The 20856-nt window shown below is 44.0% G+C and carries 24 protein-coding genes; 18 read left to right on the forward strand and 6 right to left on the reverse strand.

Annotated elements, in window-relative coordinates; translation table 11 throughout:
* Nucleotides 1–66: 66 nt before the first annotated feature.
* Nucleotides 67–894 (reverse strand): Cof-type HAD-IIB family hydrolase, encoded by an 828-nt coding sequence (locus AB4589_RS07255; RefSeq protein ID WP_009848219.1) that lies wholly within the window; start codon nt 892–894, stop codon nt 67–69.
* A gap of 190 nt (nt 895–1084) precedes the next feature.
* Nucleotides 1085–2065: an alpha/beta fold hydrolase gene (locus AB4589_RS07260; protein ID WP_372099929.1), complete on the reverse strand. Its 981-nt coding sequence runs from the start codon at nt 2063–2065 to the stop codon at nt 1085–1087.
* Between the two features lie 81 nt (nt 2066–2146).
* Between AB4589_RS07260 and rhtB the strand changes: the two genes are divergently transcribed.
* From rhtB to AB4589_RS07290, 6 genes are all read left to right on the forward strand, one after another.
* Nucleotides 2147–2764, forward strand: coding sequence for a homoserine/homoserine lactone efflux protein (gene rhtB / locus AB4589_RS07265; protein WP_009848221.1), 618 nt, complete (start codon nt 2147–2149; stop codon nt 2762–2764).
* Between the two features lie 45 nt (nt 2765–2809).
* A complete protein-coding gene (locus AB4589_RS07270; RefSeq protein WP_009848222.1) occupies nt 2810–4030 on the forward strand; it encodes an EAL and HDOD domain-containing protein in 1221 nt (406 codons plus the stop codon).
* A 98-nt stretch (nt 4031–4128) separates the two neighbouring features.
* Nucleotides 4129–4470 carry a metalloregulator ArsR/SmtB family transcription factor gene (locus AB4589_RS07275; RefSeq protein ID WP_009848223.1) on the forward strand — a complete coding sequence of 114 codons (342 nt, stop codon included), beginning with the start codon at nt 4129–4131 and terminating at the stop codon, nt 4468–4470.
* A 101-nt stretch (nt 4471–4571) separates the two neighbouring features.
* On the forward strand, nt 4572–5573 hold the full coding sequence (locus AB4589_RS07280; RefSeq protein WP_372099931.1) for an ArsJ-associated glyceraldehyde-3-phosphate dehydrogenase: 1002 nt from the start codon (nt 4572–4574) through the stop codon (nt 5571–5573).
* A 209-nt stretch (nt 5574–5782) separates the two neighbouring features.
* A complete protein-coding gene (gene arsJ / locus AB4589_RS07285; protein WP_372099933.1) occupies nt 5783–7003 on the forward strand; it encodes an organoarsenical effux MFS transporter ArsJ in 1221 nt (406 codons plus the stop codon).
* 139 nt (nt 7004–7142) lie between these two features.
* On the forward strand, nt 7143–8156 hold the full coding sequence (locus AB4589_RS07290; RefSeq protein ID WP_017097108.1) for an acyltransferase: 1014 nt from the start codon (nt 7143–7145) through the stop codon (nt 8154–8156).
* A gap of 60 nt (nt 8157–8216) precedes the next feature.
* Here AB4589_RS07290 and AB4589_RS07295 read toward each other — a convergent pair whose 3' ends face one another.
* Complete coding sequence (locus AB4589_RS07295) at nt 8217–8546, reverse strand: DUF2500 domain-containing protein (protein WP_009848228.1); 330 nt, start codon at nt 8544–8546, stop codon at nt 8217–8219.
* Nucleotides 8547–8790: 244 nt separating this feature from the next.
* Here AB4589_RS07295 and AB4589_RS07300 point away from each other — a divergent pair, with 244 nt between their 5' ends.
* The 4 genes from AB4589_RS07300 (at nt 8791) to AB4589_RS07315 (ending at nt 11831) form a co-directional block, all read left to right on the forward strand.
* Nucleotides 8791–9165, forward strand: a complete 375-nt coding sequence (locus tag AB4589_RS07300) for a hypothetical protein (RefSeq protein ID WP_004736595.1) — start codon at nt 8791–8793, stop codon at nt 9163–9165.
* A gap of 928 nt (nt 9166–10093) precedes the next feature.
* Nucleotides 10094–10714, forward strand: coding sequence for a lysoplasmalogenase (locus AB4589_RS07305; RefSeq protein WP_041472940.1), 621 nt, complete (start codon nt 10094–10096; stop codon nt 10712–10714).
* Nucleotides 10715–10804: 90 nt separating this feature from the next.
* Nucleotides 10805–11041, forward strand: coding sequence for a YecH family metal-binding protein (locus AB4589_RS07310; RefSeq protein ID WP_009848231.1), 237 nt, complete (start codon nt 10805–10807; stop codon nt 11039–11041).
* A 205-nt stretch (nt 11042–11246) separates the two neighbouring features.
* Complete coding sequence (locus AB4589_RS07315; RefSeq protein ID WP_009848232.1) at nt 11247–11831, forward strand: YhgN family NAAT transporter; 585 nt, start codon at nt 11247–11249, stop codon at nt 11829–11831.
* Between the two features lie 118 nt (nt 11832–11949).
* Here the strand turns inward: AB4589_RS07315 and AB4589_RS07320 are convergent, their stop codons facing one another.
* Entirely contained in the window at nt 11950–12216 is a 267-nt protein-coding gene (locus AB4589_RS07320; protein ID WP_009848233.1) for a DUF1145 domain-containing protein, read from the reverse strand.
* A gap of 10 nt (nt 12217–12226) precedes the next feature.
* Nucleotides 12227–12829 carry a 16S rRNA (guanine(966)-N(2))-methyltransferase RsmD gene (rsmD, locus tag AB4589_RS07325; protein ID WP_372099936.1) on the reverse strand — a complete coding sequence of 201 codons (603 nt, stop codon included), beginning with the start codon at nt 12827–12829 and terminating at the stop codon, nt 12227–12229.
* 230 nt (nt 12830–13059) lie between these two features.
* Here rsmD and ftsY point away from each other — a divergent pair, with 230 nt between their 5' ends.
* From ftsY to glpG, 6 genes are all read left to right on the forward strand, one after another.
* Nucleotides 13060–14328, forward strand: a complete 1269-nt coding sequence (ftsY, locus tag AB4589_RS07330; RefSeq protein ID WP_017104245.1) for a signal recognition particle-docking protein FtsY — start codon at nt 13060–13062, stop codon at nt 14326–14328.
* A gap of 77 nt (nt 14329–14405) precedes the next feature.
* Complete coding sequence (ftsE, locus tag AB4589_RS07335; RefSeq protein WP_009848236.1) at nt 14406–15083, forward strand: cell division ATP-binding protein FtsE; 678 nt, start codon at nt 14406–14408, stop codon at nt 15081–15083.
* Nucleotides 15070–16038, forward strand: a complete 969-nt coding sequence (gene ftsX, locus AB4589_RS07340) for a permease-like cell division protein FtsX (protein ID WP_029223158.1) — start codon at nt 15070–15072, stop codon at nt 16036–16038. The genes ftsE and ftsX overlap by 14 nt, the downstream gene beginning before the upstream one ends.
* A gap of 177 nt (nt 16039–16215) precedes the next feature.
* The gene (gene rpoH, locus AB4589_RS07345) at nt 16216–17073 is read left to right on the forward strand and encodes an RNA polymerase sigma factor RpoH (protein ID WP_029223159.1); all 858 of its coding nucleotides are present in this window, start codon (nt 16216–16218) and stop codon (nt 17071–17073) included.
* Between the two features lie 441 nt (nt 17074–17514).
* Nucleotides 17515–17835, forward strand: coding sequence for a thiosulfate sulfurtransferase GlpE (glpE, locus tag AB4589_RS07350; protein ID WP_009848240.1), 321 nt, complete (start codon nt 17515–17517; stop codon nt 17833–17835).
* Between the two features lie 55 nt (nt 17836–17890).
* A complete protein-coding gene (gene glpG, locus AB4589_RS07355) occupies nt 17891–18733 on the forward strand; it encodes a rhomboid family intramembrane serine protease GlpG (RefSeq protein WP_371710187.1) in 843 nt (280 codons plus the stop codon).
* A gap of 87 nt (nt 18734–18820) precedes the next feature.
* On the opposite strand, the gene AB4589_RS07360 is transcribed toward glpG, so the two are convergent.
* Nucleotides 18821–19228 carry a flagellar basal body-associated protein FliL gene (locus AB4589_RS07360; RefSeq protein ID WP_009848242.1) on the reverse strand — a complete coding sequence of 136 codons (408 nt, stop codon included), beginning with the start codon at nt 19226–19228 and terminating at the stop codon, nt 18821–18823.
* Between the two features lie 162 nt (nt 19229–19390).
* Here AB4589_RS07360 and AB4589_RS07365 point away from each other — a divergent pair, with 162 nt between their 5' ends.
* Nucleotides 19391–19933, forward strand: coding sequence for a chorismate lyase (locus AB4589_RS07365; RefSeq protein WP_162924288.1), 543 nt, complete (start codon nt 19391–19393; stop codon nt 19931–19933).
* Nucleotides 19934–20788 (forward strand): 4-hydroxybenzoate octaprenyltransferase, encoded by an 855-nt coding sequence (ubiA, locus tag AB4589_RS07370; RefSeq protein ID WP_009848245.1) that lies wholly within the window; start codon nt 19934–19936, stop codon nt 20786–20788.
* Nucleotides 20789–20856 lie beyond the last annotated feature (68 nt).

The following is a 20856-nucleotide window of genomic DNA, read 5'->3' on the forward strand; positions in this document are numbered from 1 at the left end:
AAGTGAACGGCATTACAGCCAGTTGGCTGCCTTTTTATTTATTCAGATCTTTTCGACGAGACGAGATTAGAGCAGGTGCTTTTCTAGATAGTGAGCAACGGCGTCGTCTGCGTTGCTGCCAATCACTTCATTGTCTGGTAGAGCTTTCATCACTTTTTCATGTGATGTGCCCATGATTAGACCTTTACCCGCCATCGCCAGCATCTCTGCGTCATTCATGCCATCACCAAAGGCAACACAGTTATCCAGTGTTAGGTTCAATGATTTCGCAACAGCGTCTAAGGCGTGGCCTTTAGATACTTCAGCGGCCATCACTTCTAAACACCAAGGTGTTGAGAAGGCGATGTTCAGTTTGTCTCCAAACGCATCTTTTAGCTTTTGCTCAAACGTGACCAGATATTCGTGGTCTTGCTCTGGATGTGTGAAGAAGACTTTAGCAATGCCGTCGCTTGGGGCATTATCAGCTTCAAATCGCTTGTAGCTAAAGCCAGACTCACTATGGAACTTAGCGAGCATTTCGTCTTCACGGTCGAGTAGCCAATCTTCATTCTGGTACATATGAATAAAGATATTTGGATCTTGGCGAACAATATCAATAACCGGTTGAACTAATTTCTGAGGGACGTCCTGGCTATACATCAGTTGATCGTTCTGGTCGTGTACGCGAGCACCGTTTGACGTGATCATGTATGCCGGAATCCCTGCAATTTGACGAATCCCTGCTACGTCGACGTGATGACGACCCGTAGCGAAGATAAAGGTGTAACCTTGCTCGTGTAACTTCTTAAGCGTTAGTTTGGTAAAGTCGCTTAGCTGATGGTTGGGAGCCAAAAGCGTACCATCTAAATCAGAAGCAACAATTTTCACGGAATCTTTAAGTGCAGGAATAGTCATTTAACCCTCATTGCAAAATGCTTAGCAAATATCAATACTAGCCAACGCTAGCATCGTTTTAACCACAATATCTCTAGGTGGAAATTGTATGCCAATTTCATGCAAGAAAAGAGGGCAAAGCTCACTTACTTCTCTTCCTCTTTAGCGCTTATCTTCTTGGTCGGTTACTCAGCTTATTAGCTTATTCGATCTAGGTAAAAAACTGATTGATAGCATCCAGTGTGTGATTACGGTATTCATCTTGCTCAAACAGCACCTCATGCTTAGAACCCTCAATCACCTTAAACTGGCAATCAGAGTTGGTTTTTTTCAGCTTATTGATGAACTTCACTTGAGCATCGTTACTCACAATCTTCTCTTCCCCTGCCTGAATCAATAGCAGTGGGATCTTGATTTGACGAGTTTGTTGTATTGCCTGCTTGGCTGCCATTAACCCTTGCCATACCCAGCGAGTACTTGGTCCGCCAACCTGCAAAGAAGGGGAACCGTCATATAAGCAACGGAACCACTGATAGCGCACCTTACTGTGGCTTAATAAGTTATTTTCGAAGGGCTTAGAGTAATACGCCTGTTGCCCGGGGGCATAAGTCGGCTTGGCATAGAAAGCGGTGAGAGCTTGCCCAACAAGCATTGCGATAGGCTTGAAGTACCATTCAGTATTGATCCCAAACATCGGAGCGCACAGAGTGACTTTGTCAAACGGGTGGTTGGGATGAGTTTGCAAGTAGCGAGTGGCGATTGTACTGCCCATCGAATGTGCGAGCAGGTAGCGATTGGAATACTTGCTAAGATCAAAACTGGCAATAATGTCAGACATATCTGATACGTAATCATCAAACTCGTGAATGTGACCAATGTCAGAGTCTGTTACCATACGTTCCGACTGACCTTGACCTTGGTGGTCAAATGAATAAACGTCATAACCTTGCTGATAGAAATCATAAAAGAGCTCTTGGTATTTTAAGCAGCACTCGATGCGACCATTTGAAATAACAATAGCTTTGGTGTGTGTCGGAGAAGTTAAGCTACACCAGTACAACCTTTTTTTACCAGATGATGCAACATAACCATCCTTTCGTTGTTGCCAAAGGGTGGAGATCGGGTGTTTAATCGCTTGCTCGAACTCAGGTTCTTGCGTGTATGAAAACAGGGTGGCACTGTGGTTTTCCATGGGAAATTACCTGAACTGATGCATGTGAGAGCGTCATCGCTACTAATGTTGTTAGATTAAAGAACTAGTAAGGAAATGCAAATGGATACTCATGTTTGGCTTGCTTATGTCGTCACGGCGATTTTGTTTAGTTTGGCACCGGGCTCAGGTACCGTTAACTCAATCAGCAATGGGCTCAGCTATGGCACCAAGAAGTCACTTGCGTCGATCGTTGGCTTACAGCTCGGTCTTGCATTTCATATTATGCTGGTGGGAGCGGGTATTGGTGCACTAGTGGCAAAATCCGCCTTGGCATTTACCATCATCAAATGGGTGGGCGTGGTTTATCTTCTATGGTTAGGCATTCAAAAGTGGCGTGATAAGTCTAGCTTGGTGGCTTCAGAAGAAAAATCAACGCTATCGAGTGGCAAGCTGCTCAGAAATGCAGTGCTTATCAATTTGACTAACCCAAAATCTATCGTGTTCTTAGTTGCTCTGTTTCCGCAATTTATCGATCCGACACAACCGCAAGCACCGCAGTTGTTGGTGCTTGGAGTGACCACTGTATTTATTGATAGCGTGGTTATGTTGGGTTACACCTCATTAGCTTCACAAATGGGACGTTTTATTCGCTCAGATCGCATAATGGGTAAGATAAATAAAATATTTGGTGGTATGTTCATGGGTTGCGGCGCTTTGCTGGCTGCTGCCAAAGCTTAATGAAAGTAATAGAGTTATAGTTAAATCAATTAGAGTTATCAATAAATGACCGCTACGTACGTTGCTCGACAACCTATCTTAAACCGTAACAAGAACACGCTTGGTTATGAGCTGCTGTTTCGTGACGGTGATAGGAATGCCTACCCCGCGCATATTGAATCTAATCGAGCAACGTATCGCCTGATCGTTGAAAACTTCTTGTCCGTTGGGCTTAACCCTTCGATCCCATCTTCACGCTGCTTCATTAATTTTCCGTATCAAAGCTTGATTCGTCGTCTTCCAATGAGCTTACCGAAAGATAAGGTCGTAGTTGAGATTCTTGAAACCTGCCAACCGACCGATGAGCTATTAGAGGTAATCAAAGAGCTTTATCAAGCAGGGTATATGATTGCCCTAGATGACTTTACTTCGACACCTGAGTGGGAACGTTTCCTTCAATATACGCATATTGTTAAGCTTGATATCATGCAGATGGGGTTGGATGCGGCGTGTGAGTTAGTCAAAAAGCACGAAGGGAAGAAATATAGTTTTCTTGCTGAGCGGGTTGAAACGGAACAAGAGTTCCAACAAGCGAAAGAAGCAGGGTTTAAGTTTTTCCAAGGCTATTTCTTTAGTAAGCCCGAAATCATAAAGACTAAGTATATTAGCCCAGAGCAAGTGATAGCGATGGAGCTATTCCAAGAGGTCTGTAAGCCGGATGTCGACTTCCAACGTGTTGAAAGCATCGTCGCGAAAGATATTGCCTTATCCTATAAGCTTCTGCGCTTTGTGAACACTATGTCACCCCGCCTTGAGGTCACCATCTCTTCATTTCGTCAGGCCTTGGTTTATTTAGGGCAAGAGAAATTGAAAATGTTTGTCTCGCTAGCAGTAGCGTCTTATGTCTCTGATAAAAAGCCCAAAGAGCTGTATGGCCTGTCTTTGCAGCGTGCGCAGTTTTGCCAACGGATGTCTCGTTACCAAGTATTTAAAGGGCATACTGAACAAGCCTTTATGATTGGTTTGTTCTCATTGCTTGATGCGTTGCTCGATCTGTCGTTAGAGAACTTAATTGAACAATTACCGTTATGCACAAGTATTAAGGTCGCCTTGCTGCGCAGAGAAGGTCCATATGGCGCATTATTAGCGCTTGAAGAAAGTTTCGAACATGCTGATTGGCAAAAGATTGATGATCACTGTGCTGATCTAGGTTTGAACGTGGAACAAGTGAAAACAGAACTCACTGAAGCTCGACGTTGGAGCCATATTGTTACCAACAAACTCTGATATTTTTCGTTAAACTTTTATGACAATGAAAACGCACGCCTTGACGTGCGTTTTTTTATAACTAATATATATGCATATCCATATATGAGTATGTAGTTATGCTTCCTCACCAATTTTTTAAATTACTGTCTGATGAAACGCGAGTGCGTTGCTTAATGTTGATTGTGCGCCAAGAGTGCCTATCTGTTGGTGAGTTGACTCAGGCATTACAAGAAAGTCAGCCAAAGATTTCCCGCCATCTTGCGCAGTTGCGTTCAAACGGAATTTTAACTGACGTTCGCCAAGGGCAGTGGGTGTTCTACCGTCTGTCACAAGATTTACCGGGTTGGATGCTAAAGTTAATTGATGACCTTATCGCATCGAACTGTTTGAAAACTGAATACCAACAGGATATTGAGCGCCTAGAAGCCATGACTTCACGCCCTCAATGTTGCGTTTAAATACATTTAAATTTATTGCCAAAATCGTTGAGATTGCAGTTAGGCATAGTCAACAACGCTGCGGCTTCAAATATGAAGGCAATTAACTGAGAGAAAAGAGTATGACAGTCAAAGTAGGTATTAATGGTTTTGGCCGTATCGGCCGTCTAGCACTTCGCGCAGCATTCGACTGGGCTGAGCTAGAGTTTGTTCAAATTAACGATGTAGCAGGCGATACAGCAACACTGGCGCACCTTCTTGAGTTCGATTCGGTTCAAGGTCGCTGGAACCACGAAGTCACGGTTGAAGGCGATGAGATGATCATCAACGGCCAACGCATTAGAACTACGCAAGAGCGCTATATCGATGCAATCGACTGGTCTGGTTGCGATGTTGTCCTTGAAGCGACGGGTGTTCACCGTAAGACATCTTTCCTAAACAAATACCTTGAGCAAGGTGTGAAGCGTGTTGTGGTATCGGCACCAGTAAAGGAAGAAGGCATTGCAAACATCGTAGTTGGTGTGAATGACGCTATCTTCGATCCAGCGGTACATAAGATTGTGACTGCTGCATCTTGTACTACTAACTGTCTTGCGCCTGTTGTGAAGGTGATTAACGAGAAGTTAGGCATCGAGAACGCAGCCTTTACCACTATTCACGATCTCACCAATACGCAAACTATTCTTGATGCGCCCCATAAAGACTTACGCCGTGCACGTGCATGTGGCATGAGTCTTATCCCGACAACAACGGGCAGTGCAAAAGCGATTGTTGAGATTTTCCCGGAGCTTGAAAATCGTATTAATGGCCACGCGGTTCGTGTACCACTAGCGAACGCTTCTCTGACCGACATCATCTTCGAAGTGAAGCAAGACACCACGGTTGAAGAAGTCAACGCGATGCTGAAAGAAGCGTCTGAGAATGAACTGAAAGGCATTCTTGGCTTTGAAGAGCGTCCCCTGGTTTCTATCGATTACAAAGGCGACCAACGCTCAACGATCGTAGATGCGCTATCAACCATGCTAGTCGGTAAGCGCATGGTTAAGATCTACGCTTGGTACGACAACGAGATGGGTTACGCGACACGTACCGCTGAGCTAGTTCGTACCGTTGGCCTAGCTTAATACTCTTCATACTTGAAGCTGCAAGCGTTGTTAACTGCGTAAGTTCACCCTAATCACATAGAACCCCTATGCTCATAGGGCTGAACTTACTGGTTGCCTAGCTGCCACTCCAATTATTTTGAGTATAAGTTAAGTGGAAAGTAAGAATTAGAGCTTTTGGACACCTATGATCTAAAAGCTCTTTTTGTTTAGATTGCAGAGATAGCGTTATGTTTTCAAATCTAAGTAAGAGCGTTCGCCAATACATGCTGGTGACCTTCAATTACTGGAACTTCACCATTACTGATGGTGCACTTCGTATGCTGGTGGTCTTGTATTTCTATGACCTTGGCTACTGTTCGTTAGAGATCGCCTCACTGTTCCTTTTTTATGAATTCTTTGGTGTGGTGACGAACCTAATTGGTGGTTGGTTAGGGGCGCGCCTTGGCCTCAATAAGACCATGAATATCGGCTTAGGGATGCAAGTTGTCGCTTTGGGCATGCTCGCGGTGCCAACCGCAATGTTGACCATTCCTTGGGTAATGGCGGCGCAGGCCTTGTCTGGTATCGCTAAAGATCTCAATAAGATGAGTGCTAAAAGCTCGATTAAAACCTTAGTCCCAGATGAGCAGCAAGGTGCGCTTTATAAGTGGATTGCGATTCTAACCGGATCTAAGAATGCACTGAAAGGTGCCGGGTTCTTTATCGGTGGCTTACTGCTTTCGACGATTGGTTTCCAATACGCAGTGCTCGCGATGGCTGCTGTGCTGACCTTGGTCTTCATTGGCAGTTTAGTGAGCTTAGAAGCAGACATGGGCAAAGCGAAAACCAAACCGAAGTTTAAACAAATCTTCTCTAAGTCTGAATCCATCAATATCTTGTCGGCTGCGCGTATGTTCCTGTTTGGTGCTCGTGATGTGTGGTTTGTGATTGCTTTGCCGATTTATCTAGGCAGTGTGTTTGGTTGGGACCACTCATGGGTGGGTGGCTTCTTAGCGGCTTGGACCATCGCATACGGTTTTGTGCAGGGCATTGCACCTAAGATTACTGGTAAAGCACAAGGCAAGGTGCCTGATGGACATGCAGCACTACTATGGGCGGGTGCATTGGCTATTGTGACTGCCGGTATTGCCTATGCGGTGCAAATTGGCTGGCAACCAGAGCTAGTTATCATCGGTGGATTGATGGTATTTGGTGCCATCTTTGCGGTGAACTCATCACTTCACTCATACCTGATTGTGAGTTACGCGAAAGGCGATGGGGTTTCTCTTGATGTTGGTTTCTACTACATGGCAAACGCGATGGGTCGCTTGATTGGCACGATATTGTCGGGCTTGGTATTCCAGATGGCCGGTTTGTCTGCGTGTCTGTGGGTATCCTTCGCATTCTTAGCGATAACGACGGTGATCTCTCTGCGTTTACCTAAATCGCCGCAAATCTCAGCGGCATAAGCTTCAGCCGCATGAGCCTCATTTGTAAGAGTGAAAGTCGCGATAAGTATCTTCTTTAACACTAAGCTGACTTGGTATTTATTCCGGTCAGCTTTTTTATTGCTATAGTAGAATGATTGAATATTAATCAGGCATTTACATGAAGCAGCGAATTCTCTTTTTTGATTTAGCACGATGTGTCGCGGCCATAGCTGTTATCGCGATTCATGTTTTGGCGCCTTATCGTAATGAATTAAGCACCATTCCTTTCGGTGAGTGGCTGACTGCCATTACGGTGAATGGTTTCAGCCGCTGGGCAGTGCCTGTGTTCATCTTGATTTCTGGTGCATTGATGCTGAGTGATCAGCGCCCGTTTGACGCCAAATACTACCTCAAGCGCCGTCTGGGTAAGGTACTGATCCCATTCATTGTTTGGTCGCTTTTCTATACCTACCTATCAGGTTGGTCGCTAATGGGTTTTGATGCGGACGTCAGTTGGGAGGTTTTGCTCAATAGTTATCATCACTACACGTACTATCACCTTGGTTTCTTCTATTACTTCATCCCACTCTACTTTGTGATTCCTTTTTTACAGATCATGGTCAGAAAGTACGGTGATAGATCTGTCTATGCCTTTACGGCGGTATGGTTGTTCACAACGCTATTGTTCTTATTGAAAATCGATGGCCCTTGGAGTCACGAGCTGTGGTTGTACACCGGGTACTTACCGTTGGGTTACCTGCTGTATAAGATGGTTCCACTTAACAAGATGACTGTCGGCGTGAGTGTGTTACTTGGTGGATTAGCGTTACTGACCACGGTTTATATGGTGGTTGATGCAAGTTTGGTCGCAGAAGAATACACGGTAGGGCGTTGGTTATCTTACAAGACGTTAAACACCGTATTAGCGGCGAGCATGGTGTTCATGGTGTGCCGTTACTATGGTGAAGGCTTGTCTGAGAAGAGCAATCAAGTGGTTGGTTTTATCAGTAAACACAGCTTAGGTATTTATCTGCTGCACCCGATTTTCTTATGGCCAATGAAAGAGTTCGGTTGGTACCAAGGGCACCCTGCTTGGGTTATTCCATTATGGATCGTGATCAGCGGAGCTGGCGCGTTATGGATGAGCTGGTTGGTCTCTAAGTCAGAGAAAACACGTTGGTTATTGCCTTAGCGGTGGGTGCTAAGGCTTTCTGATGGATTGCTTAGAAGATACAGTTGAAGTACCTAATGTTTAGCGCTTCAATGCAAAGTGTAAGAACTTATCGCCTTGGTAGGTTAAGGTACCTTTGTCGCCAGGGTTCAGGGCGTGGAAGTAGTGGATTCCGACTTGGAACTCTCGTTTTGGACCAACCACACCACGTTGAACGTAAATCCAATACTCTTGATCTTCTTGGCCAGGTTCTGCATCAGGAAGGTCGATGGATTGTTTGTCCAACACAGTGACGTTCACTTTCTTTTCTGGCGCATTTTCACCTTGTGAGTGCTTTCGATAGAAACCAAGAAATACCCAAGCCGCTAGACCGGCGAGTGCAAAGATGGCAAAAAAGAGTGAATTAGGCATGTAACCTCCATGTAGTCGTGATGGTTATTCTAATCTTTCAAGCAATAGGGATATGTGTTTCAAGCCGTTATTCGTGAACTGTTGTAAGCCAAGCTGATTATTTTTCGGCAGACATCACATTTAGAGGCCAGTTTGGGATAAAGGATTGTTATTTATTGTCTCTTTCTCTCGTAAATAACAGTGATTTTGTATAAGAATAGGGAAATGCTCGACTAGAATTATAGTGTGGAGTGGGAGGGCTAATATGACCGATATTGAAAAAGTGGTGACAAGAACTCGTAATATAGAGAAATTATTGAGGCTTCAATATCATGCCGAAGGCGAAGGATTGCATGAGCTTGTAACAAGCTGTGAAGAAAGGCTACCGCACGATATGGTGAGCAAACTGCGTTATATCGCAACGTGTCGTAATAAGGTAGTCAATGAGCATGAGGCTAAGTTGGAAGACCAGCATAAGTTCATCATGATGTGTAACGACTGTGAGAAGGAGTTGACTCCACGTAGTGGTCGTTTTATTTGGCGAGTTGCAATCTTACTGATGATGGCAATGACTTTAGCTGCTGCTGGTTTCTATTATGCGAACTGGGATGTGTTAACACTGCATCTGTTTTCGAAATGAAAAAATTGAACAAAAAAAGGGACGCTAATGGCGTCCCTTTTTTTATCTGTAACTTGCTTAGTACATCATCGGTAGTGTCATTAGACCTACAACTACCGCGATCATTACAAGTCCTTGTCTTTGCGAAGATGAAATCATAACACTACTCCTAAATTTGGTTGTCTCTCGCTATGTTTTAAAGAATAGCACTACTTATGGCTCTAGATCAAGAATTACTTTCGAAGCCTTTAAAAGTGATAGAAAACTATTGGGTTTTCTATCACTTTTGCTATGTTTTACTGTGTATTTTGGGGAGCTCTTATTTTGTTCGTTATGATTTTTTTTTGTTCTCATTTTTTTTAAGTGATTGTTTTGTAATGGTCGTTTTGTGTAATTTATATTGTTAAAGGTTGTTAAACTGTATTAATGGGGCTTGGTGGTGTCTAGGTTTGTTTAATTAAGCTTTATAGGTTTTAGGTTTAATTTTTGTGATGGTTTTTTGACAGGAAGCTTAGCGAAACCTGACAAAGTGGTTTTTATAAAGGTAATTTACGCACTTTGTAAGTCTAGGTTTGTATAGTGTTGGAAAGTTCTATATAAGTCTGTTTTTTGATTTTAAGTGTTTGTTTTAAAGGTGTTTATATATTTAATTTTGAACTTTTAGTTATGTGGTATTTGCAATATATAGCAACATATTGTGGAGTTGGCAGGATAGAAGTGATTGGAATTTAAGTTTGGGTTCTCTAGCGTCAATTTATATGAGTTTTCCGAACAATGAGTCTATTTTAAAAGGAATAATCACTATCGCTGCGGGTATTGTGACGACTTCAATCTAAAGATGCTCTTTTTAGTGGAAGCGTAATCAAGATCCAATTTTGAAGGGCTGAGGCTTTACATCAACACCCGTGTGCCTAGACTGGCGACGATTAAAAGCAATAGGGCAAATGATATGTGGAGTTGGTTGGCGGTTTCCTTGTCTGGTATTGGAGCAATAACAGGAACGAAACATGGGCATATCGGTCAGGCTTTATTGTATAAGGTCTTTACCTTTGTATTATTGGCGACTATTGCTCTAACTCAATCTGTTGTCGTTGATTTTACCTATTGGGTAGTCGTTGGATTAGCGATATCCGCGATCGCAGATGTGCTTCATACTGTTACTCAAAAACGTCTTCTGCATTTTGTGTGTTTCCTGTTGGCTCAACTTTGTTACAGCAAAGCATTTTGGTTACAGCTATCAGGAGAAATGGTCTGGTGGTTGTTCGCGCTGCTGTTAGCTGCATGTATCGTTGCTTTCTTCCTATTACTCCCTCGCTTAGACAAACTCGTTTTTCCAGTGGTTATCATGGGTATTGTGCTCATTCAGCTTGCTTGGGCCTCTGGTGAAGTCTGGTTACTTGAGCCTCAGCTATCACATGCTGTTGGTTTTGTTGGTTGCTGCGTGCTGCTGCTTTCCGCATTGGCGTACGCCCTAAATTTCTATCGCAGCCCAATCAAGGGCGCTTACTTTTGGGTAACGGGCAGTTATTTTCTTGCACACGCTCTCATCGTTGCTTCCCTCACCATTTAGGGTAGAGCTAGCTTAATTCTGAGCTACATCAAGGCAGCTTAGATGAAAATAGGTACTCTACGTCTACTTCATTAAACATGAGATAGAGTTATGACTACCGAAATCCACGCACACAACGTTTTAAACCTACTGAGTGAAAAGCCACTGACTCGTGAAGAGTTGACGCAAGAGCTCGCTCAAACCTATGGCGCTGAAGCTCGCTTTCATACGTGTAAGCTGAACGGTCTGGATTTAGATGGATTGCTGAAATTTTTCCTGAAAATGGAAAAGGTCGTGATCATTGATGACAAGCTTTGCACTAATCGCGAACGTGTTTGTAATCACTGATTTTGAATGACCATCAGTTCTTGTCGCCAGTGAACTGTGATTAGCGAGTGGATGCGATATTCTTGGCTCCACTCCGACCATTTCTCCCTCGTTTGGCTCTCATAAATACCCTTCCAATAACGTAAATTCCTAAGTTTGTTACTGTGTTCGAAAATCAATCTTGAGGCTGCTATACTCCGCGCACTTACGCTTTCGAGACAAACTTATGGAAATTTTATCTGCAGCGACCATGCTGTTTCTTATTATGGATCCGCTTGGCAACTTACCAATCGTGCTTTCTATCCTTAAGCATATTGATCCGAAGCGTCGCCGTATTGTTCTTGTTCGCGAACTAATGTTTGCGCTGATTATCCTGCTGCTGTTCTTGTTTGCTGGTCAAAGCATCATGAACTTCCTGCATGTGCAGCCTGAAACCTTGAGTATCTCTGGCGGTATTATTCTGTTTATCATCGCGATTAAGATGATTTTCCCAAGTGCGGGTAGTATTACTGGCCTCGCGGCGGGTGAAGAACCGTTTATTGTGCCGATGGCGATCCCTATGATTGCTGGCCCTTCAGTGATTGCGGCATTGATTCTGTTGTCGACACAGCATCCTGACAACATGTTAGAGCTTTCAGGCGCAGTGATGCTGGCTTGGGGCGCGACCTTCTTTATTCTGATGTTTAATGGCTTCTTCTTGCGAGTACTGGGCGAGAGAGGCCTTAAAGCCATCGAACGCTTGATGGGCTTGCTACTGGTTATGCTGTCGACGCAAATGTTCCTAGATGGCGTAAAGGGCTACATGGGCTAAGATCAGTATCATCGCTGAATAAAAAAAACGCCGCTCAAATGAGCGGCGCTTTTGTATCAATTGTTTCTGTCATGATGTTTTCTGTCGCTAAGCGTTTTATATCTAAGCTTAAGCTTTATTACATCATGTGTTTGCGTCGGATATCGAGTAGGGCAAAGACGCCGAAAATCAATATGGACCACTTCTCCCAACGTGACATTTCGATCTTATCGCCAAAAGCACCGATGAAAATCAGCATCTGCAGGCCGTGCATGAAGAATAAGAATGCTGTCATGATATAAAGCGCAATCGCAGCATTACCCGGGAATGGGTAGAAAATATTGGCGATTAAGATAAACCAAACAAAGGCGATGGCTGCTTTTGCTAGTGGAAGCAAGAACTTCATTCAATAACTCCTATTTTTCAGTGATTCGATTGAACAGTCGGTAGCTCGACTGGCCAGTGGTCTTATCGCGGTGTAATTCCCAGTTTTCTGGCATAGCTTCGAGTTTTAGCTCTTTCTCTGTCTCGACGTAAATGATGGCGTTGTCGGCAAGCCAACCGTTGCTCTCAAGCAGTTGTACTGTTTCTGCGAGTAAGCCTTTACGAAATGGAGGATCGAGAAAGACCATATCGTAAGGAGTGCCTGGCTGCTTAAGAAAAGAGATAGCATCAGTGTTGACTACATTGATGTTGTCTGCTTTGAGCTCTTTCGCGTTATCAGAAAGCTGTTTGGCCGCTTTTTGATTCATTTCGAGCAGTGTCACCATTTTTGCTTGGCGAGAAGCGGCTTCAAAACCTAGACCACCAGAACCGGCGAATACATCCAAGCAGGTCGAATGTGGGATATCTTGTGCCACCCAGTTAAAGAGTGTTTCTTTGACTCGGTCAATGGTTGGGCGTAATCCTTCTAAATCATGAACAGGCAGTTTTCTACCTCTCCATGAGCCACTAATAATTCGAACAAAGCCTCCGGATGGCTTTTTTTGTGATGTGTTTTGCTGGCGACGTCTTACCATAGATTTTTTGACCGCTAATAAAGTGATACTATACCGAGCCCAATTTAAGTGGGTTCGAGTATTAAATAAATTTACAATGACAAAGTGTATCAAGCTAAAAGCAAACTTATCACTGCTTTGTCATTTTTCTTTACTATTCGTTTGTACAAGCTTGTATTGTATAACAATAGCAAAGAGTCGACGTGTATTAAGTCAATACAGCTAATTAGTAGATCTAGGAAACTCCTCTGATGACGGAAAAAAAGAAGCGCGGATTATTATCGTGGCTTGGTTTTGGTGAAGAAGAACAAAGCCCAAAAACTCAGAATGAAGCGAACGTAGAAAACGTTGAAGATCAAACTGAAGTTGAATCACAAGTTGAGGCTGAACAGGTCGCACCTGAAGTTGAAGACGCTAAATCAACGGAACCTAAGTCTGTTGAATCTGAACTTGCGGAGTCAGAGCAAACGCTTGAAGAGGCTCAACAAGATCAGCAGCCTGTCGCAGCAGAAGCAGAAGCAGAAGCAGAAGCAGAAGCAGAACAGGAAGAAGTGATTGCTCCTCAATCTAAGGTTGAAGAAGTTCAAGAGAAGCCGACAGAAAGCTTCTTTGCACGACTTAAGCGTAGCCTCAGCCGTACTAAAGCAAACATTGGTGCTGGCTTCTTTGGTTTGTTCAAAGGCAAGCAAATCGATGAAGACCTGTTTGAAGAATTAGAAGAGCAACTTCTGATCGCCGACGTGGGTATGAATACCACCGTGAAGATCATTGAAAACCTAACAGAAAAAGCATCCCGTAATGACCTAAAAGACGGTGAAGCGCTTTATGGTCTGCTTAAAGAAGAGATGTCAGAAATCTTGAGCCAAGTGGAACAGCCACTGGTTGTTGATACCACTAAAACACCTTACGTTATCTTAATGGTGGGTGTGAATGGCGTGGGTAAAACAACCACTATCGGTAAGCTGGCGAAACAATTCCAAAGTGAAGGCAAGAAAGTGATGCTGGCGGCGGGTGATACCTTCCGTGCGGCAGCGGTTGAACAACTTCAGGTTTGGGGGCAGCGTAATGATGTTCCGGTTATCGCTCAGCACACTGGTGCCGATAGCGCGTCTGTTATCTACGATGCGATTGAAGCGGCGAAAGCGCGTGGTGTTGATGTTGTGATTGCAGATACTGCAGGCCGTTTGCAGAACAAGAGTAACTTGATGGAAGAGCTACGCAAGATTGTTCGTGTAATGAAGAAGATCGATGATTCTGCACCGCACGAAATCATGTTAACGCTAGATGCAGGTACCGGTCAGAATGCGATTAGCCAAGCGAAGTTGTTTAGTGACGTGGCACCAGTAACGGGTATTACGCTAACTAAGCTAGATGGTACAGCGAAAGGTGGCGTAATTTTCTCAATTGCTGACCAGTTCCAGATTCCAATCCGCTACATTGGCGTGGGTGAAGGCATTGACGACCTGCGTCCATTTGAGTCGAAAGACTTTATTGAAGCACTATTTAGCCGCGAAGAGTAACGCGTGTAGCAAAGTGGTTTATCCTTAACCTGCTACCGTTTTAAATTTGATATGAGTGATCGTAAGAGGAATTTTCGGTGATCAAATTTCAGCAAGTGAGCAAAGCCTACCGAGGCGGACGACAAGCGCTCCAAAAAGTGGACTTTCATCTCAAACGAGGAGAGATGGCATTTTTAGGCGGGCACTCTGGTGCTGGTAAAAGTACCTTGCTGAAGTTGATCTGCGCGATAGAGCGTCCAACTGACGGACGTGTTTGGTTTAACGATCACGATATTACTCGTATCCCAGCCAAAGACATTCCCTTTTTACGCCGTAACATCGGGATTGTCTTTCAAGATCACCGCCTACTTATGGATCGCTCGATCTTCGATAACGTCGCTCTGCCTATGCGTATTGAATCTATTTCTGAAAACGAAATTAAACGTCGAGTCAGCGCCGCGTTGGACAAAACCGGTTTATTAGATAAAGCCCGTTGTTTGCCAAGCCAGCTCTCTGGAGGTGAACAACAACGGGTCGGTATTGCTCGCGCTGTGGTTAACCGTCCAACTCTGCTTTTAGCGGATGAACCAACTGGTAACCTAGATCCTGAACTATCGAGTCGTGTATTACGCTTGTTTGAAGAGTTCAACCGTGCGGGTGTCACGATCATGCTAGCGACGCACGATATCGGGTTAGTGAACACTCGCCCTCAATATCGTCATCTGGAATTAAACCAAGGCTTTTTGAGTGAGGTTGAAGATTATGGCCGCGAATAAGCGCATTAAGAAACCTCAATCCAATCGAGCAGCAAACCGGGCTTCAAGCGACGGTTTCTTTGTTGTTCATTGGAAACAAGCCAAGTCATCGTTCTCGCAAATGTGGCAGCGTCCGTTGGGTAACTTGCTGACGCTTGCGGTGATTTCAATGGCTTTAGCTATGCCCGCTTGTTTGTACCTACTGGGCAAGAACGTTGGTGAAGTGGCGCAAGATGTCACCAGCCCGTCACAAATTAGTGCCTATGTAGAGGATGGTATCCCTGAGCCGAGAGTCATGGTGCTTAAGGATGAAATCGAAAGTTGGGACCAAGTCGATCTGGTTGAGTACATTTCTCCGCAGCAAGGTCTTGAAGATCTTAGCCAGTATTCTGGTTTTGAGGACGCCCTAACTATCCTAGATGATTATTCATTGCCAGGTGTGTTGGTGATTACGCCAAGCGTACACAGCGACACGTTAATTAAAGAACTGGCAGGCAAGGTTAAGAAGCAAGAGTTAGTCACCGATGTTCGTTTAGATGAAGATTGGTTAGCTCGACTGGATGCTATCAAAGCACTTGCGGCTGTCATCGTGATTACCTTAACTGTGTTGATGCTGGGCGCAGTATTTCTGATTATCGGCAACACATTACGATTTAATGTGTTGGCGCATAAAGAAGAGATTCAAACCATGAAGCTGATTGGTGCTACCGACAGCTACATTCTTCGACCATATTTGTATGCTGGAATGTGGTTTGGTGTTTTAGGTTCGATTAGCGCGTGGGTAATGACGGCATTGATTACCGTATTACTGAACAGTGCAGTGGATGACTTGGCTCAGCTGTACGATAGCCACTTCCGCTTAATTGGCCTGAGTTGGGATGAATCTTTATTGCTTTTGATCGTCGGAACCTTGCTTGGTAGTGTAGCTGCGAAGCTTTCTGCACAGCGTCATCTAAAAGAAATTGAACCAGTTTAGGTGAATAGAGTCATATTTATACGAAAAATAGGCAGTTCTTAACCAGTTTTTGCCTTGTATAGACGAATTGATTATGCATAATTACTTCCCCCTCCTTGAAACCTGTTCATTTTAGGTTCAAGATTGTCGGGTTTTAATAGATGTATTACTCCAGATCAGAGATTGATGAGGAACCGAATGGCAAACCAAGCGTATCAAATGGCTTTAGTCACACAAGATAGTTTAGATAGCTATATCCGCTCAGCGAACAGTTACCCAATGCTGACGCCTGACGAGGAACGTGGACTTGCAGAGCGATTACATTACAAAGGTGAGATCGACGCTGCGAAAGGCTTGATCCTTTCACACCTACGATTCGTGGTGCACGTTGCAAGAGGCTACTCTGGCTACGGGCTGCCAATGGCTGACCTTGTCCAAGAAGGTAACATCGGCTTGATGAAGGCTGTTAAGCGCTTTAATCCAGAAGTTGGTGTCCGTCTAGTCTCTTTTGCTGTTCATTGGATCAAAGCTGAGATTCATGAATACGTATTGCGTAACTGGCGTATCGTTAAGATCGCAACGACTAAAGCACAGCGTAAATTGTTCTTTAACCTTCGTAAGTCTAAAAAGCGTTTAGGTTGGTTCAATAACGGTGAAGTTGAGACGGTTGCGCGTGAACTGGGTGTTGAGCCTTCAGAAGTTCGAGAAATGGAATCTCGTTTAGCGGCACAAGACGCGACGTTTGAAGCGCCTATGGACGACGACGACGGTGGTTCTGCTTACACAGCTCCAGTTTATTACCTAGAAGATAAAGCGTCAGACGTTGCTGAGACGGTTGAAGCAGCTAACTGGGAATCTCATACTAATAATCGCTTAGGTCTCGCATTGAAGAGCTTAGACGAGCGTAGTCAACACATTGTTCGCTCACGTTGGTTAGACGACAACAAAGCAACACTGCAAGACTTAGCGGATACCTATAGCATTTCTGCAGAGCGTGTCCGCCAGTTAGAAAAGAATGCGATGAAGAAATTGAAGCAAGCAGTTGGCGACTTCTAATAGCATTTAATTTTTAATAGTATTTGGTTTCTCATAGTAGCAAGCAAATAGCTTAATTTTGAAAAGGCCGAGATCGAGAGATCTCGGCCTTTTTGTTTTGGATCGATTTCTCAACTTTTGCGATCGAAATTTGCAAAATGATTTTGTGGATAACTCTGTGAGGAATTTATTCGTCAGCTGTCTAAAAGCAGGGTGTAGTAAGGCTTTGACAGGGTTTTTTGAGTGGGGATATGTTTCAGTTAACCCACAGTTAGATCAGGATCATTACTACATGTTGTGGATCTATTTTTAAAAAGGCACTTTATTCACGCAATTCACAGATTTACCCACAAATGGTGTAAAAGTGATCGCTGGTGGATAACCTTATTAAGTGGGTGTGATTGTTAGCCTTGGGATAGGTTACAATGGCAGCAAAGTAAATCAGTATAAAAAGAGAAAGTCATGGACCAGTTTAAACATATCGACGTTAAAGGCGCTCAAGCCCTTATTGAACAAAGTGAAGCTCGACTTGTCGATATACGAGATCCGCAATCTTTTGCGGTAGCCCATTCAGAAACCGCCTACCACCTGACTAACGATACAATGGTGTCGTTTATGGATGAGGTTGAGTTCGAACAGCCTATCTTAGTGATGTGTTACCACGGTATTAGTAGCCAAGGCGCGGCACAATATTTAGTGAACCAAGGCTTTGAAGAGGTATATAGTGTTGATGGCGGTTTCGAAGCTTGGCATCGTGCTGAACTTCCGGTGATTGCGGGTTAATAGCTTTATCACTTAAACGCTTCAAGCATCTCCATAGTATGAATAGGAAGTAACAATGATTAGATTGATGGTGTTAGACAACCCACGTCTTGCTCAAGCATTTATTGATTATATGGCCTCTCGTCAGATCCCTATTCAGATGTCTCCAGAGGGAGAAGGGCGTTTTGCTTTGTGGCTTCTTGATGGTCAATTTCAGGTTGAAACCGAAGCTGAGCTGAATCGTTTTCTTGCTGAACCCAATCATAAACGCTATCAAGCGGCGTCTTGGGATATGGCTGAGTCTAGAAAGAGTCATTTCCATTACCACACACCAAGCTTTTTGGGCATGATCAAAGCAAAAGCAGGTCCTGTGACACTGAGCCTAATGTTGGTGTGTGTGGTGATTTTTGCGCTGCAACAGATTGGTTTTGGCCAAGCTATTTTCAATGCCCTGCATTTCCCAGAGGTTGATGGACAGCAATGGCAGCTGTGGCGTTGGTTGAGCCATGCTGTTCTGCATTTCTCTGTTATGCACATCGCATTCAATATTTTGTGGTGGTGGCAGCTAGGTGGGGATATTGAGAAGAAACTAGGCAGCCTCAAGCTACTTCAGATCTTTGCTGTCTCTTCTGCGCTTTCAGGTGCTGGTCAGTATTGGGTTGAAGGGGCGAACTTCGGTGGTTTGTCTGGTGTTGTGTATGCTTTGGTTGGTTACTTATGGGTTGTCGGTGCGAAGGCGCCACAACTTGGTTTAGGTATCCCAAGACAGATTGTCGGCTTTATGTTGGTGTGGTTAGTGCTTGGGTACATGCAACCATTCATGGCCATTGCAAACACCGCGCATTTAGCTGGCCTAGCCGCTGGTGTCATTATTGGCTTTATCGATGCGATGAAAGCACCGAGCTCGGCAAGAAGCTAACTCATTTTTTCTAGTGAGTAGCCAAACGATAGAGACAAAAAAGCGGCCAGATGAGCCGCTTTTTTATTGGGATTCGTTTTTACATCATTACTGATAAAGATATTTGGTAAACAATAAGTCAGCAATGAGAGTTTTACCTGTTTCAGGAAGTAAAATCTTATTGAGGTGCTCAACTAAGGACTTTCTCAAATCTTCACGACCGGATAGAGACTTAATTGTCTCTTCATTTTGTTTGCCGAGTAATTCAATCACCGCATCACGAATCAATGGCTGATGATGCTCAATGGCTTCTAAGTCATTACTATTTGCGACCATTATGTCGAGACGGACCTGAATATAGCCCAGTTTTTTACCTTTAGTGTAAAAATTGGTGGTGAGATCGGGCTCTAGCGTGAAGTAGGCTAGTTTGGGTGTCGATTCTTCTTCAGCGAAACTTGATGCTGAAAACAGTAGATTAATCGCAATAAATAGTTGGGCTACATAACGTTTGTGCATATTTGAGACTTTTCTTTAGTTTATTCGCGATATTCGAAACGCATTAGTCTTGTTACAATGAGCGGTCTAAATCTAAATACGTTTACAATTCGAAGGACGCTTTAATTTTATTCGAAAGTTGAAGCTTTATTGTACGTGTAAAGTCACCTATTGAATACTAGTATGAATCAGTCAATATCATTGTATCTAAATTCATTAATGAATGTAGATTGGCAAAGCACAGAAAAATTTAATTTTCCTAATGAAACCACCAAAGAGTGGCTTATGGAACAAGGATCGCTTTCCCGTAAGTTGGGCAAGTGCTGCAAGCACCTGTCTGTTGAGTTGCTTCATAATCAAGTTGTGGAACGATCAATTCTGCAACAGGACGAAGAACGCCTTTTATCATCACATGATTGCTTACTGCGTAAAGTGATTTTAAAGGGTGATGATGAGCCGTGGGTGTTAGGTCGAACCTTAATACCTCGAATTACCCTAGAAGATCATCAGCACTCTGACCTTTCTCAACAAGGGGATGTCCCGCTTGGGTTAACGGTTTTCAGTGCTGAGAACGTGGAGCGAGATGCGCTTCAAGTCGGTTGGGTTATCGCTGGCGATGAGCGATTACTCGCGCGTCGTTCTCGATTATGGATGAATCATAAACCTATGCTTGTGGCCGAACTTTTTTTACCAACATCCCCCATTTACTCTAAGGAGAGTGTGTAAATGCTTGCCACCAAAGCGAAGGCGTACTGGCAATTGACGCGAATGAATCGCCCGATTGGTACTCTGTTACTCCTTTGGCCGACCTTGTGGTCGCTGATTATTGCTGCGAAAGGCATGCCTGATTTTGATGTCTTGGTTGTTTTCATACTCGGTGTGGTGTTAATGCGATCGGCTGGCTGTGTGATTAATGATTTTGCTGACCGTAAAGTTGATGGTCATGTCAAACGCACCAAGCAACGTCCATTACCTTCAGGTTTGGTTTCCAGCAAGGAAGCCATTGTGCTCTTTCTAGTGTTAGCTGTGGTTTCTTTTTTGTTGGTACTCACCATGAACCCGCTGACTATCAAGCTCTCTTTTATTGGGGTTGGTCTCGCGTTCATTTATCCTTTCATGAAGCGTTTTACACACCTTCCACAGTTGTTTCTCGGATTGGCTTTCAGTTGGGCAATACCAATGGCTTGGGCGGCGCAAACCAATGAACTGCCAAGCATTGTGTGGTTTATCTTCGTGATTAATGCGTTGTGGACGATAGCCTACGACACGCAATATGCGATGGTTGACCGAGATGATGACTTGAAGATTGGCATCAAGTCGACGGCTATTCTGTTTGGTCGTTTTGATAAGCTTATGGTTGGCGCGCTGCAGTTAGTTACACTGGCGATGTTGATTGCATTGGGCATGCACTACCAACTCGGTGATACTTTCTACTGGGCACTGTTAGTTTCGGGAAGCTTGTTCGTGTATCAACAGCATCTGATGCGTCACCGCGATCGAGACCTTTGCTTCCAAGCCTTCTTGAACAATAACTATGTTGGAATGGCGGTGACTGTAGGCTTGTTCATTACCTTCTGGTAAGCATCCGCTTTACAAGTAAACGAACGCTAAAGAAAAAGGCACCCATTGGGTTAATGCCGATCAGTTAA

The sequence above is a fragment of the Vibrio sp. 10N.222.49.A3 genome (assembly GCF_041475145.1).
In the GTDB taxonomy this organism is placed as follows: Bacteria; Pseudomonadota; Gammaproteobacteria; order Enterobacterales; family Vibrionaceae; genus Vibrio; species Vibrio tasmaniensis_A.

Excerpts from the sequence above, each read along its gene's own strand:
- AB4589_RS07255 (WP_009848219.1), bottom strand. The coding sequence starts at position 894 with ATGACTATTCCTGCACTTAAAGATTCCGTGAAAATTGTTGCTTCTGAT.
- AB4589_RS07260 (WP_372099929.1), bottom strand. The coding sequence starts at position 2,065 with ATGGAAAACCACAGTGCCACCCTGTTTTCATACACGCAAGAACCTGAG.
- rhtB (WP_009848221.1), top strand. The coding sequence starts at position 2,147 with ATGGATACTCATGTTTGGCTTGCTTATGTCGTCACGGCGATTTTGTTT.
- AB4589_RS07270 (WP_009848222.1), top strand. The coding sequence starts at position 2,810 with ATGACCGCTACGTACGTTGCTCGACAACCTATCTTAAACCGTAACAAG.
- AB4589_RS07275 (WP_009848223.1), top strand. The coding sequence starts at position 4,129 with ATGCTTCCTCACCAATTTTTTAAATTACTGTCTGATGAAACGCGAGTG.
- AB4589_RS07280 (WP_372099931.1), top strand. The coding sequence starts at position 4,572 with ATGACAGTCAAAGTAGGTATTAATGGTTTTGGCCGTATCGGCCGTCTA.
- arsJ (WP_372099933.1), top strand. The coding sequence starts at position 5,783 with ATGTTTTCAAATCTAAGTAAGAGCGTTCGCCAATACATGCTGGTGACC.
- AB4589_RS07290 (WP_017097108.1), top strand. The coding sequence starts at position 7,143 with ATGAAGCAGCGAATTCTCTTTTTTGATTTAGCACGATGTGTCGCGGCC.
- AB4589_RS07295 (WP_009848228.1), bottom strand. The coding sequence starts at position 8,546 with ATGCCTAATTCACTCTTTTTTGCCATCTTTGCACTCGCCGGTCTAGCG.
- AB4589_RS07300 (WP_004736595.1), top strand. The coding sequence starts at position 8,791 with ATGACCGATATTGAAAAAGTGGTGACAAGAACTCGTAATATAGAGAAA.
- AB4589_RS07305 (WP_041472940.1), top strand. The coding sequence starts at position 10,094 with ATGTGGAGTTGGTTGGCGGTTTCCTTGTCTGGTATTGGAGCAATAACA.
- AB4589_RS07310 (WP_009848231.1), top strand. The coding sequence starts at position 10,805 with ATGACTACCGAAATCCACGCACACAACGTTTTAAACCTACTGAGTGAA.
- AB4589_RS07315 (WP_009848232.1), top strand. The coding sequence starts at position 11,247 with ATGGAAATTTTATCTGCAGCGACCATGCTGTTTCTTATTATGGATCCG.
- AB4589_RS07320 (WP_009848233.1), bottom strand. The coding sequence starts at position 12,216 with ATGAAGTTCTTGCTTCCACTAGCAAAAGCAGCCATCGCCTTTGTTTGG.
- rsmD (WP_372099936.1), bottom strand. The coding sequence starts at position 12,829 with ATGGTAAGACGTCGCCAGCAAAACACATCACAAAAAAAGCCATCCGGA.
- ftsY (WP_017104245.1), top strand. The coding sequence starts at position 13,060 with ATGACGGAAAAAAAGAAGCGCGGATTATTATCGTGGCTTGGTTTTGGT.
- ftsX (WP_029223158.1), top strand. The coding sequence starts at position 15,070 with ATGGCCGCGAATAAGCGCATTAAGAAACCTCAATCCAATCGAGCAGCA.
- rpoH (WP_029223159.1), top strand. The coding sequence starts at position 16,216 with ATGGCAAACCAAGCGTATCAAATGGCTTTAGTCACACAAGATAGTTTA.
- glpE (WP_009848240.1), top strand. The coding sequence starts at position 17,515 with ATGGACCAGTTTAAACATATCGACGTTAAAGGCGCTCAAGCCCTTATT.
- glpG (WP_371710187.1), top strand. The coding sequence starts at position 17,891 with ATGATTAGATTGATGGTGTTAGACAACCCACGTCTTGCTCAAGCATTT.
- AB4589_RS07360 (WP_009848242.1), bottom strand. The coding sequence starts at position 19,228 with ATGCACAAACGTTATGTAGCCCAACTATTTATTGCGATTAATCTACTG.
- AB4589_RS07365 (WP_162924288.1), top strand. The coding sequence starts at position 19,391 with ATGAATCAGTCAATATCATTGTATCTAAATTCATTAATGAATGTAGAT.
- ubiA (WP_009848245.1), top strand. The coding sequence starts at position 19,934 with ATGCTTGCCACCAAAGCGAAGGCGTACTGGCAATTGACGCGAATGAAT.